Here is a 15,399-nt window from a genome sequence, read left to right as displayed (position 1 = left end):
GTTAGCCGCACTTGACCTCTTTGATGATGCCCGTATCGGCATCGAAGAAGATGTTCAGCCGCTCGGGGTTGTAGTCCATCGTCACCGGGCACGTGGTGCAGGTCACCCGCCGCTTGGTCGGGTCGACCGGCACCGGGATTTCGCTCTTCTGCTTGCCGACCAGGTACTGCAGCGGCTTGGCCCCGCAACTATCCTTTGGTTCTTCCGCCGGCATCGGCGCGGGCGCCTCGACCTTCGGCGGCGGGGGCGGCGGAGCGGGCGCCGGCTCGGGTTCGGGCGTGGCGCAGGCAAACAGGGCCATCAGACCCAGAACCGAAACCGCCACGCGAACCGTCTTCATGCCTGCTTCTCCCAACCCTTGCGTTCGCCCTGGCGCCAGTAGGAGGCCGACAACCCTTGCGCTTTCACAGATTTCCACAGCCCCCGCGCCCCGGCCAGCGCTTCCTCGTCGCGACCGTCGAACAGGACGATGCAACGCTCAAAGGGCTGCAGGTCGCCGGGCTGGGCGCCGTCGATGAGGAACAACGCCTGGGCGCCGTTCGGGTTGTCCTCGCCCGTGGTCAGCAACACGGGCTGATGATCGGCGAAGGGTTCGCCGGTCACCCCGTGCGGCAGGAAGCCGTCCTCCTGGAAGGTCCAGAGGAAGCTATCCAGCTGCTCGAGGCGCTCGGGCTCGCTGCTGCGGACCAGGGCCCGCCAGCCGCGCTGCAAGGTCTTGGACAACAGTTCAGGCAGCACCTGATCGAGCGTCGAGCGCTCCAGGTGATAGAACCAGACCTCGCAGGCGGTGGCGGTCAGCGCCCTACCCTTCGTATTTGTCGGCGACCATCTGGTTCAGCAGACGCACGCCAAAGCCCGTCGCCCCGTCCGGTATCGTCGGGTCGGTCGAGGGCTTCTTCCAGGCGGTCCCGGCGATGTCGAGGTGGGCCCAGGGCGTCTTGTTGACGAAGCGCTGCAGGAACAGGCCTGCCGTGATCGACCCGCCGGCGCGGCCGCCGGTGTTTTTCACGTCGGCGATCATGCTGTCGATCTGCTTTTCGTAGGCCGGCGGCAGCGGCATGCGCCACAGCTGCTCGCCCGTCGCCTTCGACGCCGCCAGCAGGTTCTCCGACAGCTCGTCGCTGTTGCTGAACAGGCCGCTGACGTCGTTGCCCAGCGAGATGATAATCGCGCCGGTCAGGGTGGCCAGGTCGACCATGAACTTCGGCTTGAAGCGGTCCTGGCAGTACCAGAGCGCGTCGGCCAGCACGAGGCGGCCTTCGGCGTCGGTATTGATGATCTCGATGGTCTGGCCGGACATGCTGGTAACCACATCGCCCGGACGCTGGGCGTTGCCGTCGGGCATGTTCTCGACCAGGCCGAGGATGCCGACGACGTTCGCCTTGGCCTTGCGACCGGCCAGCGCGTGCATCAGGCCGGCCACGGCGGCCGAGCCACCCATGTCCCACTTCATGTCTTCCATGCCGTCGGCCGGCTTGATCGAGATGCCGCCGGTGTCGAAGGTCACGCCCTTGCCGACGAACGCGATGGGCTGGGCGTCGCCGCCGCCCTTCCACTGGATGACGACGAGCTGGCTGTCGCGAATCGAGCCCTGGCCGACACCGAGCAGGGAACCCATGCCCAGCTTGGCCATCTCGGCCTCGCCGAGGATCTCGACCTCCAGGCCCATCGACTCCAGCGCCTTGATCCGCTGGGCGTAGCTTTCCGGATAGAGGACGTTCGGCGGCTCCGACACCAGGTCGCGGCTGAAGAAGATGGCCTCGGCCAGGGTCTTCAGCTCGGCGAAGGCAGCCTCGGCGGCGGCCGGATCATCGACGGCGACCTTCACGGTCGTGACGGACGGCTTCTTGTCCGCCTTCTCGGTGGTCCGGTACTTGTCGAACCGGTAGCTGGCCAGCTTGGCGCCGAAGGCGGCGCGGGCGGCCTCTTCGCCGCTGACATCCTTCAGCACCAGGGTCAGGGTTTCGGCCCCGCTGGCCTTGACCAGGGCGTAGGCCGAGGCGCCGAACTGCTCGGCGGCTTCGGCGTTCCACGCGTCGTTTGCGACCCCGATCATCGCCACACGAGCCTTCTCAAGCCCGGTCGGCGCGACCAGCTCCAGGCTGGCCCCCTTGGCGCCCTTGAAGCGACCGGCGGCGACGGCGCGGCTCAGGGCGCCGCTGGTGGCCTTGTCCAGGGCTTCGGCCCCGGTGGACAGCTTGCCGCCCTCGATGACCACGGTGGCGACGGCGCCTTCCGACGGCAGGTTGGCCAGATCAAGCTGTACGAACTCGATACGCATGAAGCGCTCCTCAAAAAGTCTTGGGGAGCGAGATAGGCCTTTCCGCCTGATTGGGGAAGCGGGGGAAGATTTCGCCAGTCAGGGCAAGGAATCGCGCCCGCCCGGGTTCCGTTCGCGGCCAACGCGCACTACTAACAACCCTCCGGCGGCCCGACAGAGGCCGAGCTTCCAAGTCCGCATGCGCCTGATCGAACGCTACCTCTTTGGCCAGCTGCTATGGCCCACGCTGCTGGCGACGGCGGCGCTCGCCGCCGTGGGCCTGCTCAGCCAGAGCCTGGGGCAGCTGGACATCATCATCGAGCAGCGCCAGAGCGCCTGGATCTTCCTGAAGATCATCGTCCTGGCCATGCCGCAGCTGGCCAACCTGATCATCCCCATCGCGGTGCTCGTCGCCGCCTTCGTGGCCCTGAACAAGCTGCAGGGCGATCAGGAGCTGGTCGTCTGCTACGCCGGCGGCATGAGCCGCTGGCGGGTGATCAGCCCGGCGGTGAAGCTGGCCGTGCTGGCCACCCTGACCTGCCTGGTCATCAACCTGTGGGTCCAGCCGGCGGCCTATCGCGAGTACCGCAAGCTGATCTTCCAGGCCAAGACGGACCTCGCCGCCATGCTGGTCGTCGAGGGCCAGTTCACCGATCCGGCCCCGCGCCTGACCGTCTATGGCCAGACGGTCGACAGCAACGGCGCCATCCACAACCTCTTCATCCACCAGATGACCGAGGACGGCCAGGCGACCACCTATACGGCCAAGGAAGGCCAGGTGCTGTTCAAGAACGGCGCGCCGCTGCTGCTCATGCGCCACGGCTCGACCCAGGAATTCTCCGACCGCGGGGTGCTGAACTACCTGACGTTCGATGAGTACGCGCTCGACCTGAAACCCTACCTGAACTCCAACGAAAGCATCCGCTTCAAGGCCTCGGACCGCTACCTGCACGAGCTCTTCTATCCGGACCTCAATCAGGAATACGAGAAGAAGAACCGCAAGCGCATGCTGGCCGAGGGCAACTCGCGTCTGGCCTCGCCGCTCTACGCCCTGGCCTTCATGGCGATGGCCCTGGCGGCCGTGGTCGGGGCCGGGTTCAACCGCATGGGCTATGCCAAACGCATCGCCCTGATCGGCGCCGCCGCCGGCCTGGTGCGGATCATCGGCTTCGCGGTCCAGGCCGCCTGCGAGGACAGCGTCGCCTTCAACGTGCTGCAGTACTCGATCCCGATCGGGGCGATGATCTGGGGCTTCGACCAGGTGTTCCGCCCGGTCGAGAGCCGCGTCGGCTGGCAGGCCTGGATTCCCTTCATGCGTATGCCCAAACCTCCCGTGAAGGGGCCGCCTCAGGGTCCCGCGCCGGTGGGAGTCGCCGCATGAGACTTCTGCCCGGACGCCTCGAACTCTACGTCCTCAGCCGCACCATGCTGTCGGTGGCCGGCGCCCTGGCCATCATCGGCGCGGTCATCCTGCTGATCGATTTCGTCGACGTGTCGCGCAACGTCGGCGGACGGGCGGACGCCGGCTTTGTCGTCCTGCTGTGGCTGACCCTGCTCAAGGCGCCCTCGACCATCCTGACCCTGCTGCCGTTCGCCTTCCTGTTCGGGACGCTGGCGGCCTTCGTGGGCCTGAACAGACGCAGCGAGCTGATCGCGATGCGGGCCGCCGGGGTCTCCGCCTGGCGCTTCATCCTGCCGGCCGCCGCCGCCGCCTTCGTCGTCGGGGCCCTGACCGTGGCGGTGCTCAACCCGATGGCCGCCTGGATGAACGTCAAGTTCGAGCAGGCCCGCACGGCGGTGATGGATGACTATCTGGCCAACGCCCCCAAGGAGACCTGGCTTCGCCAGACCGATGACAAGTCGCAGGTGGTCATCCGCGCCCGCGGCCATGACCAGGTCGATGGCGTGGTGCGGCTGAAGACCGTCTCGATGTTCATCTACAAGGTCGAGGCCGACGGCGGCCTGCAGTTCGCCCGCCGGGTCGAGGCGGCCGAAGCCCGGCTGTTCCCCGGCTACTGGAAGCTGACCGATGTGCGCGAGGCGACCCCCGGCGCCGGCTCGGTGCGGTCCGACACCCTGACCATCCCCTCGACCCTGGACGACCAGGCGGCGATCGAGCGGTTCACCACGCCCGAGGCCATCGCCTTCTGGCGCCTGCCGGCCACCATCGTCGGCACCGAGAAGGCCGGTTTCTCGGCCCTCGCCTATCGCCTGCGCCTGCAGCAGCTCCTGGCGACGCCCATCCTGTTCTCGGCCATGTCGGTGCTGGCGGCGGCCTTTTCGCTCAGGCTGATGCGGCTGGGCGGACTCCCCGCGCTGGCCGGATCGGGCGTGGTCCTTGGTTTCGCCTTCTTCTTCTTCAACCAAATGTGCATAGCGCTCGGCAGGGCGGAGATCATACCGGCCATGCTGGCGGCCTGGGCGCCGCCGCTGTTGGCGCTTTTGTCGGGGCTGACCCTGCTTTGCTATACGGAAGACGGGTGACTCGCCGCCCTAGTGCTTGGCGAGAGGGAAACAGGGGTTTCATGAGGCTGGACAGCACCGATCCGCGCAACACCCGCGCCCGCCTGCTGGCTGGCGCGACGGCGCTCGTGTTCACCGCCCTGGCCGGTCCCGTCTTCGCGGACGAGGACGGCGCCATCTCGACGGCCCTGCCCGTGCTCGCCGCCGCGCCCGGCCCGGCCGCCCCGCCTGTCGACGATGGTCTGGGGGCCGGCGGCTATCTGCTCGAAGCGGACACCCTGATCCAGGATGACAAGGCCGGCACGATCGTCGCCGAAGGCAGTGTGCAGATCCGCAATCAGGGCCGCACCCTGCGGGCCGACCGGCTGGTCTACAACCGCACCACCGGCGTCGTGGTCGCCACCGGCAATGTGGTCATCGTCGAGCGCGACGGCGCCACCGCCTTCGCCGACGAGGTTGTCCTCGACGACCAGCTGCGGGCCGGCGTCGCCAAGGGTTTCTCGGCCCGGCTGCAGGACAACATCAAGATCGCCGGCGACACCCTGGTCCGACGCGACGACAACACCGCCGAACTCAACAAGGGCATCTACACCCCCTGCGAGCTGTGCGCCGAGGACAAGACCAAGGACCCGACCTGGTCGATCAAGGCCGACAAGGTGGTCCAGGACGGCGAAAACCACCTGATTTACTACGAGAACGCGGTCATCGAAATGTTCGGTGTTCCAGTGTTTTACACGCCGATCCTGTGGCACGCGGACCCGAACGCCGACCGCATGTCCGGTCTGCTGCCGCCGACCATCGTCGGCTCCCAGCGGCGGGGTCTGAGCTACGAGCAACCCTATCTGTGGGTGATCAACCCCTATTCCGACCTGACCGTCAGTCCGCAGATCAACACCAAGGTCAATCCGTTCGTGAACCTCGATTATCGCCAGCGCTTCTACAGCGGCGAGATCGAGGCCCGCTTCGGCTACACCTACGAGAAGGACCTCGACAGCAACGGCAGCAAGATCGGAGACATGACCCACCGGTCCTATGTGCTGGCCAATGGCGCCTTCGACATCGACGACAAGTGGAAGTGGGGCTTCGCCGCCGAGCGGGCCAGCGACGACCTGATCTTCGACAAGTACGACATCAACGACGTCTCGCGTCAGCGCGGCCTGGTGGCCAGCGACAACCGCCGCCTGACCAGCCAGCTGTTCGCCACCCGCCAGGACAATCTCTCCTGGTTCTCGGTCAACGCCATCAGCGTCCAGGGCCTGCGCCCGACCGACAACGACCGCACCTTCCCGACCATCGCCCCCCTGATCGAGGGCCGGTTCGAGCTGCCGATGCCGGTGCTCGGCGGCCGCTTCCGGATGCAGGGCTCGGCGGTGGTCCTGACCCGCGAGCAGTCGCAGTTCGTGGCCAGCCAGCCCGGCGCCGATTCGCGCCGCGCCACCTTCCAGGCCGACTGGCGGACCAACTTCACCTTCACCAGCGGCCTGCGCGTCTCGCCCTTCCTGGAGGCCCGCGCCGACTACTATTCCATCGAGGACTATCCGGCCGCCGGCGGCAGTGCGAGCTTTGGTCGCGGCCTGGGCGTGGTCGGGGTCGACCTGACCTATCCGCTGTTCCGCCGCGACGGCGACCGCACCATCGTGCTCGAGCCCATCGCCCAGATCGCCCTGTCGCCCGACAGCGACCTCGACCCCCGAATCCCCAACGAGGATTCCGTGGTCCTTGAGTTCGACGAAACCAACCTGTTCCGGGCCAACAAGTCCCCGGGCTTCGACCTCTATGAGGGCGGCCTGCGGGCCAATCTCGGCGCGCGGGCGACCGTCTCCTTCGACGATGGCCGCTCGTTCAGCCTTCTGATCGGCCGCAGCTTCCGGGACGAGGAGGACACCACCCTGCCCGCCCGCAGCGGCCTGCAACGCAAGGCCAGCGACTGGATCGTGGCCGGCGACGCCAAGCCCTTCCAGAACCTGACCCTCTACGGCCGGGCCCGCTTCGAGTCGGAAACCCTGGACCTGCGCCGCGTCGAGATCGGGGTGAACGCCACCTTCGAGCGCGCCAGCGGCTACGTCCGCTACCTGCACGACAACCAGGACATCACCGGAGTCGAACGCCAGGACATCGACTTCGCCGCCGACGTCATGGTCAGCAAGACCTTCGGCATCACCACGGCCGGGGTCTGGGATATCGAGAACGACGTCTGGCGCCGCCAGGAACTGGGCGCCTTCTACCGCGACGACTGCCTCGACCTGGCGGTCGTCTGGATCCACGAGGAGACGTTCAACCGCTCTCTGGGACCATCCGACGCGGTGGTCCTGCGCCTAACGCTCGCCACATTGGGCGATAAAGGCTACAGGCGGTGACCTTCCCCGCCGGACGCGCCCCGCGCCGGTGGTTTTGCACTATGGGAACGACGAATTTGCTCTCGACGCTTAAGGTAACGGGCAGGATCCTGGCCACGGTTTCGGTCATCGCCCTGGTCACGGCCGGAATGCCCATGGCCGCCCTCGCGCAGGAGGCTCCCGTCCAGCCCGACATCGCCGAAGGCGTGACGGCGGTCGTCAACGACGACATCATCTCCAGCTACGACCTAGTGCAGCGCATGAAGCTGCTGATCCTGACCACCGGCTTCCAGCCGACTCAGGAAACCCTGCCGCAGCTGCAGGCCGAGGCCCAGCGCCAGCTGATCGACGAGCGCCTTAAGAAGCAGGAACTGCGCCGCGTCGAGAAGGAAAACAAGACCACCATCCTGGCCACCGACCCGGAGATCGACGAGGTCATCGCCGAACAGGTGCGGGAGGAATTCAAGGTCACCCCCGACCAGTTCTACGCCCAGCTCGCCCAGCAGGGCGTCGGCCGCGACACCTACCGCGAGCAGGCCCGCGTCGAATACAGCTGGCAGGGCTACATGCGCGGCCGCTACGGCAGCCGCCTGCGCATCGGCCAGGACCAGATCAAGGCCGTCCAGAAGCGCCTGTCGGACGCGGCCAGCAAGCCGCAGTACCAGGTTGGCGAGATCTTCATCGAAAGCGCCCGCGTCGGCGGCCCGGACGTGGCCCTCAACGGCGCCCAGTCGCTGATCGCCCAGATGCAGCAGGGCGCGCCCTTCCCGCAGGTGGCCCGCCAGTTCTCGGCCTCGCCGACGGCGGCCAGCGGCGGCGACGCCGGCTGGGTTTCGCCCGGCGAAATGCCGCCCGAGGTCGACGCCGTGCTCGATTCGGTCCGTCCCGGCCAGATGTCGGGCCCGATCGTGACCCAGGACGGCGTCTACATCATCCTGGTCCGCGAGAAGCGGGCCGGCGGAGCCGCCAGCCTGGTGACCCTCAAACAGGCCGCCGTCACCGTTGACGCCAGCGCCGACCAGGCCGCCGTCGACGCCGCCGGCAGGTCGCTGGAGCAGCTGCGCGCCCTCAAACCGACCTGCGCCGACCTCGAAACCAAGGCCGGCCAGGTTCCCGAGGTTCTGGCCGGCGACATGGGCGAGATCGAGATTTCCAGCCTGACCGGCGGCTTCGCTGACGCCGCCGCCAACACCCCCGAGGGCCAGCTGTCGGCGACGCCGATCCGCACCGACGTCGGCGTCCACCTGGTCATGGTCTGCGGCAAGCGCAACGCCGGCGGCAACCTGCCTACGGCCGAGCAGATCGAACGCCGCCTGTTCGCCCAGCAGCTGGACCTCATCGGCAAGCGCGTCCTGCGTGACCTGCGGATGCAGGCCACCATCGAGAACCGGTGACCGGGCGGCCTCTCGCCGTCACCCTGGGCGATCCGGCCGGCATCGGCGCGGAGATCATCGTCAAGGCCTGGAACGCCGTGCGCGCCGAGGGCCAGCCCTTCCTTGTGGTCGGTGACGCCGGCGCCCTGCGCTCGGCCCCGGGCGCGCTTGGAACGCCCGTTCAGGCCATCGGCGCCCCGTCCGAGGCGGCCGGAGTGTTCGCCACGGCCATCCCCGTGCTGCACCAGCCGCTGTCGGCCCCCGTGGTCTCCGGCCAGCCCTCGCCGGCCTATGCGAAGTCGGTGATCGGCTGGATCGAGACCGCCGTCGGCCTGGCCCTGACCGGCGCGGTCAAGGGCGTCGTCACGGCCCCCATCGCCAAGGCCCCGCTCTACGCCGCCGGCTTCGGCTTTCCGGGCCACACCGAGTTCCTGGCCGAGCTGACCGCCGCCGAGCGCCAGGACGGCGCCCGGGGCCCGGTGATGATGCTGGCCGCGCCGGATCATGGGCCCAATTCTCTTCTTGGGGGCGGCCTGCGCGTCTGCCTGGCCACCATCCATACTCCGCTTTCAAAAGTGGCGGACAGCCTGACCATCGAGAGCCTGGTCAACGCCGGCCTGGTCACCGCCCAGGCCCTGCGCCGCGACTTCGGCATCGGCCAGCCCCGGCTGGCCGTTGCCGGCCTCAACCCGCACGCCGGCGAAGACGGCGGCATCGGCCGCGAGGAGATCGACGTCATCGGCCCGGCGGTGCGGTCTCTCCGCGACCTCGGCGTGGAGGCGACGGGGCCCTCCCCAGCCGACACCCTGTTCCATCCCGAGGCCCGGCGGCGATACGACGCGGTTCTGTGCATGTATCATGATCAGGGGCTTATCCCTCTGAAGATGCTGGATTTCTGGGGCGGCGTTAATGTAACGCTCGGCCTGCCGATCGTGCGCACCTCCCCGGACCACGGCACCGGCTTCGACATCGCCGGCCGGGGCCTCGCCCGCGCCGACAGCCTGATCAACGCCCTGAAGATGGCGGCCCAGATCGCCGACCGCCGGCTCACCGCATGACCCTTGAAGACCTTCCGCCCCTTCGTGAAAGCCTCGACCAGCACGGCCTGCTGGCCAAGAAGGCGTTCGGCCAGCACTTCCTGCTCGACCTCAACATCACCCGCAAGATCGCCCGCCTGGCCGGCCCCCTGGAGGGCCAGACGGTCATCGAGGTCGGCCCCGGCCCCGGCGGCCTGACCCGCGCCCTGCTTGAGGCCGGCGCCAGGGTCGTGGCGGTGGAGAAAGACCCCCGCTTCGTCCCGCTGCTCGAGGAACTGGGCGAAGCCTCCGGCGGCGCCCTGACCATCATCCAGGCCGACGCCCTCAAGGTCGACGAAGCCGCCCTCATCAAGGAAAATGGGGCGGGCGGAGACGGCCTGGTCGTCGCCAACCTGCCCTACAACGTCGGCACCCCCCTGCTGATCAAATGGCTGACGGGCTCCTGGCGCCCGACCTCGATGAGCCTGATGTTCCAGAAGGAAGTCGCCGACCGCATCGCCGCCCCGGTCGGTTCGGACGCCTACGGGCGCCTCGGCGTCATCAGCCAGGCCATCTGCCGTTGTCGGGTGGTCATGGACCTGCCGGCCAAGGCCTTCACCCCGCCGCCGAAGGTGGCGTCGGCGGTGGTGCGCCTGGATCCTCTGGAGACGGCGCCGTCGGCTCAGGTGATCACCGCGCTGGAGAAGGTCACAGCCGCCGCCTTCGGCCAGCGCAGAAAGATGCTGCGCTCGAGCCTGAAGCAGGTGGGTGGCGCGGCGCTGTGCGAGAGGGCCGGGATCGATCCGGACGCCCGGGCCGAGACCATCGACGTGGCCGGCTTCCTGAGGCTGGCGGACGCCCTCTAGACGTCTTCCTTCAGCAGCTCATCCACGAACGGCGTGATCCACAGGTTGCGGGCCCGCTTCATGCGTTCGGCGTGGTAGATGTGGGCCAGGTCCGAGTAGGCCTTGTCGAAATCCTCGTTGAGCAGGACGTAGTCGAAGGTCTTCCACTGCTCGACCTCGTCCTTGGACCGGGCGATCCGCTGGGCGATGACCTCCTCGCTGTCCTGCGAGCGGGCGTGCAGCCGGCGGCTCATCTCGGCCAGCGACGGCGGCAGGATGTAGACCAGCACCGAGTCCTCCGGCGCCTGGTCGTGGATCGACATGGCGCCCTGGTAGTCGATGTCGAACAGCACGCTCTCGCCGCGATCCAGCGCGTCCATGATCGGCTTGCGCGGGCTGCCGTAGCGGTTGCCGTAGACCTCGGCCCATTCGAGGAAGGCGTTGTCGGCGATCATGGCGTCAAACGTGGGCCTGTCGACGAAGTGATAGTCGCGGCCCTCATGTTCGCCCGGGCGCGGATCACGGGTCGTCGCCGAGATGCTCAGCAGCAGGTCGGAATGGTCGGCCACCAGGCGGCGGGTCAGGCTGGTCTTGCCGACGCCCGAGGGCGCCACGACCATCATCAGCAGACCACGGGTGCGGGGCGTTTCACTCGACATTCTGCACCTGCTCCCGGAACTGCTCGATGGTGGCTTTCAACTCCAGCCCGGTCGCCGTCAAGGCGGGTGTCGCCGATTTCGAGCAAAGCGTGTTGGCTTCACGCATGAATTCCTGCGTCAGGAAGTCCAGGCGCCGCCCCGCCGGCCCCTCGCCGGTCAGCAGCAGGCGGGCGGCGGTCACATGGCCACCCAGACGATCGAGTTCCTCGCGCACATCGGCCTTCACGGCCATGGCGGCGGCTTCCTGCAGGATGCGCTCCTCGCTGGCCGCTTCGCCGGCCAGTTCGGTCAGGCGCTTCTTGAAGCGGTCCCGAATCATCGGCGGCTGCTCACCGGCCTGCGACGTGGCCGTGGTCGTCAGGGCCTCGATGCGGTCGACGAGGCTGGCGAGCACCGGCAGCAGGGCCGCCCCCTCCTCCAGACGCGCCACCTTGAGGCCGTCCAGCGCCAGGGCCACAGAGGCCGCCATGGCAGCCTCCAGCCCGCCGCGGTCCTCCTCGATCGCATCGCTGTCGGTGGTCTCGATGACGCCGCGCAGGCCCAGCAGGCCATCGGCGCTGGGCGGGCTCGCCTGCCCGGACGCCACATAGGGCGCCACTGCCGCCAGATAGCGCTCCAGCTGCGCGATGTTGACGCTGACGTTGCCGACCTGCGCCTCGGCCCGCTTGGCCTGCAGGGTCAGGGACACCTGGCCACGCTGGAACCGCGCCTGCCCGGCTTCCCGCGCCCCGCGCTCCAGGGCGTCGAAGCCCTGCGGTCCCTTGAACCGGATCTCCAGATTGCGGCCGTTGACGCTCCGCGCCTCGACCGCCCAGCTCCAGGCCCCTTGCGCGCCCTCGGCCCGCCCGAACCCCGTCATGCCGGAAAGGGCCATCAGTTCCCCTTGGCAGCCTTCGCGGCCGCCTTCTGCTGCTCGATCGCCCGCCATCTGGCGACGTTGGCGTTATGCTCCTCCAGGGTCGCGGCGAAGACGTGCCCGCCGGTGCCGTCGGCCACGAAGAACAGCTCGTTGGTGTCCGGCGGATCGAGCACGGCGGCCAGGCTGGCCCGACCCGGATTGGCGATCGGCCCCGGCGGCAGCCCGTCGATCTGATAGGTGTTGTAGGGGTTGGGCGCGTCGAGCTCCGAACGCCGGATGCCCCGGCCCAGCGGTCGCCCGCCGTTCAGCCCATAGATGATGGTCGGATCGCTCTGCAGCCGGATGCCCTGGTTCAGGCGATTCATGAACACCGCCGCCACGCGCGGGCGTTCCGAGGCCACCCCCGTCTCCTTCTCGACGATCGAGGCCAGGGTCACCGCCTCTTCCGGCGTGCGGATGGGCAGGCCGCTTTTGCGCTTCTCCCACAGGGTGGCCAGCAGCTGGTCACGGTCGTCCATCATCCGCTGCAGCACGGCGGCGCGTTCCTCGCCCCGCTCGTAGTCATAGGTCTCAGGCAGGATGGTGCCCTCGGCCGGGGTCGCCACGTCGCCGGTCAGGGCGGTTTCCTTCATAAGGGCCTCGACGACCATGGCGCTGGTCCAGCCCTCGGGGATGGTCACCTGGTGGCGCACCACCTTGCCCTTGCGGATGTAGTCGAGGACCGTGCTCATCGGCGCCTTGTTGGGGAATTCGTATTCCCCGGCCTTCAGCTCGCGCGCCGCGCCGGTGATCTGGGCCGCCGCCAGGAAGACCGGCGCGGACCGCACCGCCCCCGCCTTCTCCAGCGAGGCGGCGATCTCGTTGAGACCCGCCCCCCGCCGCAGCATGACCACATGGACGCCGCCGTCCTTGGTCGCCGGTCCGGGACCTTGATAGGTCCACAGCGCCCAGATGCCGCCCAGGGCGGCGACCAGAGCGAGGGTCAGCAAGCCGCTGACCAGCATGATCATCAATCTACGCAAAGCTGGCAGCCCCCCGCCCCGACGCTCCGCCCCGGCCACTAGACCCGGCGGAAAATGACAGCGGCATTGGTGCCGCCAAAGCCGAAGCTATTGCTCATCGCGATGTCGATCTTCATCGGCTTCGCCTTATTGGGGATGAGATCGAGCGCCGTTTCCTGCTCCTGGTTGTCCAGGTTGATGGTCGGCGGGGCGATGTTGTCGCGGATGGCCAGGATCGAGAAGATGGCCTCGATGGCTCCGGCGGCGCCCAGCAGGTGCCCGGTCATCGACTTGGTCGAGCTCATCGCCTTGCCCTTGGCCGCATCCCCCATGAGGCGTTCGACGGCCCCCAGTTCGAGATAGTCGGCCATGGTCGAGGTGCCGTGGGCGTTGATGTAGTCGATGTCGCCGGCGTCGATGCCGGCGTCCTTCACCGCCGCCTTCATGGCCCGGAAGCCGCCATCGCCATCCTCGGCCGGGGCCGTGATGTGGTAGGCGTCGCCGGCCAGGCCGTAGCCGATGACCTCGGCATAGATCTTGGCGCCGCGCGCCTTGGCGTGCTCGTACTCCTCAAGCATCACCATGCCGGCGCCTTCACCCATGATGAATCCCGAGCGGTCCTTGTCGTAGGGCCGCGAGGCCGCCGCCGGATTGTCGTTGTAGTCGGTGTTCATGGCCCGGCAGGCCACAAAGCCGGCGATGCCGATCGGGCAGACCGAGGCTTCCGCCCCGCCGGCCAGCATGACGTCGGCGTCGCCGTACTTGATCAGGCGGCAGGCATCCCCGATGGCGTGGGCGCCCGTGGCGCAGGCCGTCACCACCGAGTGGTTGGGCCCCTTGAAACCATAGCGGATCGACACCTGGCCCGAGACCAGGTTGATCAGGGCCGAGGTGATGAAAAAGGGGCTGACCCGGCGCGGGCCTTTCTCGGCCATTTCCAGCGAGGTCTTCTCGATGGTCGCCAGACCGCCGATGCCCGAGCCGATGATGACGCCGGTGCGTTCCTTGTCCTCGTCGGTTTCCGGGACCCAGCCCGAATCACGCACGGCCTCGTCGGCCGCGGCCATGCCGTAGAGGATGAAGTCGTCGACCTTGCGCTGTTCCTTCGGCGCCATGGTGCCGAGCGGGTCGAAGCTGCCGGGCACGTCCGGCCCGCCGCCGCCCCGGCCATCGATGCGCGGGACTTCGCAGGCGATCTCGCAGCCGAATCCGGTGGCGTCGAAAGTGGTGATCCGGCCCGCGCCGGACTTGCCGGCCTTGATACCTTCCCAGCTGATCTCCGCGCCCTGGCCGAGCGGGGTGATCAGGCCGATTCCAGTGACAACAACACGACGCATGTCAGTAAAGCTCCGTAAAGCCCAGAAACCTTTTTAAAAACAATTCCTTGGTCAAAAACGAAGACCGCCGCGCGCATCAGGTTTAAGCCCATGCGGCGCGGCGGCCAACGTATCAGAACTGTCTAGGCCGGTTTAGGCGGTCTTTTCCGTGATGAACTTCACGGCGTCGCCAACCGTTTGGATGTGTTCGGCAGCGTCGTCGGGGATTTCGATGTCGAATTCCTCTTCGAACGCCATCACCAGCTCAACGTTGTCGAGGCTGTCGGCGCCCAGGTCATCGATGAAGCTCGCCTTCTCGGTGACCTTCTCGGGATCGGCATCGAGATGTTCGATGACGATCTTACGCACACGCTCGAGAATGTCGGACATTCGCTATGGTCCCTCTTGGTCTTTTCAAAGGTCCGCGCCAACGCTGGCGGCGGAAATCGGGTGTCTCGCTAGCAGGTTTTATTCAGGCTTGCCAGCGGCAGAAGGTTTCAGGCCCACGCTAACATTTGCGTGTTCAGATCATCGCCATGCCGCCGTTCACATGCAGGGTCTGACCCGTGACGTAAGCGGCCTCCTGGCTGGCCAGGTAGACGCAGGCGGCCGCGACGTCGGCGCCCTCGCCCAACCGGCCCATCGGAATCTTGACCATCATGGCGGCCTTCTGGGCCTCGTTCAGCTCGTCGGTCATCGGACTGGTGATGAAGCCGGGGGCCACGCAGTTGACGGTGACATTGCGGCTGGCGACTTCCTGGGCCAGGGCCTTGGAGAAGCCGATCATGCCGGCCTTGGAGGCCGCGTAGTTGGCCTGGCCCGGGTTGCCGGTGACCCCGACGATGCTGGTGATGCCGATGATCCGGCCCCAACGGCGCTTCATCATGCCCTTCAGGGCGGCGCGCGACAGGCGGAAGTAGGATTCGAGGTTCACCCGAATCACGTCCTCCCAGTCGGCGTCCTTCATCCGCAGCATCAGCCCGTCGCGGGTGATGCCGGCGTTGGCGACAACGATGTCCAGCTCCTTGCCGGCGGCGGCTTCAGCCGCGGCGATCAGGCCATCGACGCTGGCGGGGTCGGAAAGATTGGCGGCGGCGACCGAGACGCGCTCGCCGAAGCCGGCGGCCAGGTCGTTGAGCACACCCTCGCGGGTCCCGGAAAGGACGACATGGGCGCCGGCGTCATGCAGCGCCTTGGCGATGGCGCCGCCGATACCGCCGGTGGCGCCGGTGACGAGGGCTGTCTTGCCGGTGAGGTCGAACATCCGGGCA

At 67.8% G+C, this 15,399-nt stretch carries 15 protein-coding genes; 6 read left to right on the top strand and 9 right to left on the bottom strand.

The window, feature by feature from the left end; translation table 11 throughout:
• Position 1 precedes the first annotated feature (1 nt).
• The 3 genes from AC2YG9_RS15800 to AC2YG9_RS15790 are packed head-to-tail and all read right to left on the bottom strand — an operon-like array spanning position 2 to position 2,281.
• On the bottom strand, positions 2-340 hold the full coding sequence (locus tag AC2YG9_RS15800) for an I78 family peptidase inhibitor (RefSeq protein ID WP_487298939.1): 339 nt from the start codon (positions 338-340) through the stop codon (positions 2-4).
• Entirely contained in the window at positions 337-798 is a 462-nt protein-coding gene (locus AC2YG9_RS15795) for a DNA polymerase III subunit chi (RefSeq protein WP_487299074.1), read from the bottom strand. Before AC2YG9_RS15795 ends, AC2YG9_RS15800 begins: the two co-directional genes overlap by 4 nt.
• Positions 799-802: 4 nt before the next feature.
• Positions 803-2,281 carry a leucyl aminopeptidase gene (locus AC2YG9_RS15790; protein WP_487298938.1) on the bottom strand — a complete coding sequence of 493 codons (1,479 nt, stop codon included), beginning with the start codon at positions 2,279-2,281 and terminating at the stop codon, positions 803-805.
• 178 nt (positions 2,282-2,459) lie between these two features.
• On the opposite strand from AC2YG9_RS15790, the gene AC2YG9_RS15785 reads away from it, so the two are divergent.
• The 6 genes from AC2YG9_RS15785 to rsmA are packed head-to-tail and all read left to right on the top strand — an operon-like array spanning position 2,460 to position 10,314.
• Positions 2,460-3,641, top strand: coding sequence for an LptF/LptG family permease (locus AC2YG9_RS15785; protein WP_487298937.1), 1,182 nt, complete (start codon positions 2,460-2,462; stop codon positions 3,639-3,641).
• Complete coding sequence (gene lptG / locus AC2YG9_RS15780) at positions 3,638-4,744, top strand: LPS export ABC transporter permease LptG (RefSeq protein WP_487298936.1); 1,107 nt, start codon at positions 3,638-3,640, stop codon at positions 4,742-4,744. The genes AC2YG9_RS15785 and lptG overlap by 4 nt, the downstream gene beginning before the upstream one ends.
• Positions 4,745-4,785: 41 nt before the next feature.
• Entirely contained in the window at positions 4,786-7,080 is a 2,295-nt protein-coding gene (locus AC2YG9_RS15775) for an LPS-assembly protein LptD (RefSeq protein ID WP_487298935.1), read from the top strand.
• Positions 7,081-7,136: 56 nt separating this feature from the next.
• Positions 7,137-8,453, top strand: coding sequence for a peptidylprolyl isomerase (locus AC2YG9_RS15770; protein WP_487298934.1), 1,317 nt, complete (start codon positions 7,137-7,139; stop codon positions 8,451-8,453).
• A complete protein-coding gene (gene pdxA, locus AC2YG9_RS15765) occupies positions 8,450-9,490 on the top strand; it encodes a 4-hydroxythreonine-4-phosphate dehydrogenase PdxA (RefSeq protein WP_487298933.1) in 1,041 nt (346 codons plus the stop codon). The genes AC2YG9_RS15770 and pdxA overlap by 4 nt, the downstream gene beginning before the upstream one ends.
• On the top strand, positions 9,487-10,314 hold the full coding sequence (rsmA, locus tag AC2YG9_RS15760) for a 16S rRNA (adenine(1518)-N(6)/adenine(1519)-N(6))-dimethyltransferase RsmA (protein ID WP_487298932.1): 828 nt from the start codon (positions 9,487-9,489) through the stop codon (positions 10,312-10,314). Before pdxA ends, rsmA begins: the two co-directional genes overlap by 4 nt.
• Here rsmA and gmk read toward each other — a convergent pair.
• From gmk to fabG, 6 genes are all read right to left on the bottom strand, one after another.
• On the bottom strand, positions 10,311-10,952 hold the full coding sequence (gene gmk, locus AC2YG9_RS15755; RefSeq protein WP_487298931.1) for a guanylate kinase: 642 nt from the start codon (positions 10,950-10,952) through the stop codon (positions 10,311-10,313). The genes rsmA and gmk overlap by 4 nt on opposite strands.
• Positions 10,942-11,826: a YicC/YloC family endoribonuclease gene (locus tag AC2YG9_RS15750; protein WP_487298930.1), complete on the bottom strand. Its 885-nt coding sequence runs from the start codon at positions 11,824-11,826 to the stop codon at positions 10,942-10,944. Before AC2YG9_RS15750 ends, gmk begins: the two co-directional genes overlap by 11 nt.
• On the bottom strand, positions 11,826-12,833 hold the full coding sequence (gene mltG / locus AC2YG9_RS15745; RefSeq protein ID WP_487298929.1) for an endolytic transglycosylase MltG: 1,008 nt from the start codon (positions 12,831-12,833) through the stop codon (positions 11,826-11,828). Before mltG ends, AC2YG9_RS15750 begins: the two co-directional genes overlap by 1 nt.
• 38 nt (positions 12,834-12,871) lie before the next feature.
• Positions 12,872-14,149: a beta-ketoacyl-ACP synthase II gene (gene fabF / locus AC2YG9_RS15740; RefSeq protein ID WP_487298928.1), complete on the bottom strand. Its 1,278-nt coding sequence runs from the start codon at positions 14,147-14,149 to the stop codon at positions 12,872-12,874.
• Positions 14,150-14,281: 132 nt separating this feature from the next.
• A complete protein-coding gene (locus AC2YG9_RS15735; RefSeq protein WP_004615098.1) occupies positions 14,282-14,518 on the bottom strand; it encodes an acyl carrier protein in 237 nt (78 codons plus the stop codon).
• Between the two features lie 133 nt (positions 14,519-14,651).
• Entirely contained in the window at positions 14,652-15,392 is a 741-nt protein-coding gene (fabG, locus tag AC2YG9_RS15730) for a 3-oxoacyl-[acyl-carrier-protein] reductase (protein ID WP_487298927.1), read from the bottom strand.
• Positions 15,393-15,399 lie beyond the last annotated feature (7 nt).

Source organism: Caulobacter sp. SRI_014 (genome assembly GCF_057586315.1).
The sequence above is the reverse complement of the archived record's forward strand: the minus strand, read 5'-3'. Positions and strand labels throughout refer to the sequence as shown.